Raw genomic sequence first — 676 nt, forward strand, 5'->3', positions numbered from 1 at the left:
TTCCTTGCCCGCCGACACGACGGCGAACCGGGTGCCAAAACCATCTGGCTGGGGCTCCAGGAGATCGCCATCTTTGTAGAAGGCGCCCGCTATGCGCGGCAGTTCGGGGAGGGCTGAGATGTGTGTAATGGGATGGGCTATAGGGTTCGGTCATTGTCGAAGCGGGTGTCCAAAATCGAGTATAGGTCGACGGACCGTGAAACCTGCGCTTCATCTGATTTGCATCCCTTCCAATGGGAGACGGCCAGCCAAGTCTGTGCTCCAATCCTGCTCCAACGGAGCCAGAAAATTCGGTACGTTGTTGCATTCAGCTGCGCGTTGTTGCATCATAAGGCCTTGATTAACCGGTGTTTTGATTAACAAGTACCGTATTTTCAAGGCTTAGGAACGCGTTCGGGACGCAGGGGCCGGAGGTTCGAATCCTCTTTCCCCGACCATCAATTCTTGCTGAAATCTCCTGAATTTCAGCTTAAAAAAATAGCACGTCGATTAGTCGTGCTATTTTTTTGCCTTATTCCGCTCCGCCGCCCGATTTCCCTAAGCAATTGTTCGACTTGGGGCGCCAAGCCCCAAATCGACGTCAATTCGTCCGCCAGCCGAGGTCGAACCTGACTTCACCGGCAGGAGTGCGGGCGCATCCTGCATCATTTCAGATGAATTCAAGGCTGGGTTGTGG

General features: G+C 53.7%; 1 protein-coding gene. It reads left to right on the forward strand.

Features of this window, described 5'->3' with window-relative positions:
- A partial coding sequence (locus L6Q67_RS24595; protein WP_367171677.1) for an IS4 family transposase occupies positions 1 to 117 on the forward strand: 117 nt, incomplete at its 5' end.
- Positions 118 to 676: the final 559 nt, after the last annotated feature.

Origin of the sequence: Zoogloea sp. (assembly GCF_023150065.1) — a bacterium.
GTDB lineage: Bacteria > Pseudomonadota > Gammaproteobacteria > Burkholderiales > Rhodocyclaceae > Zoogloea.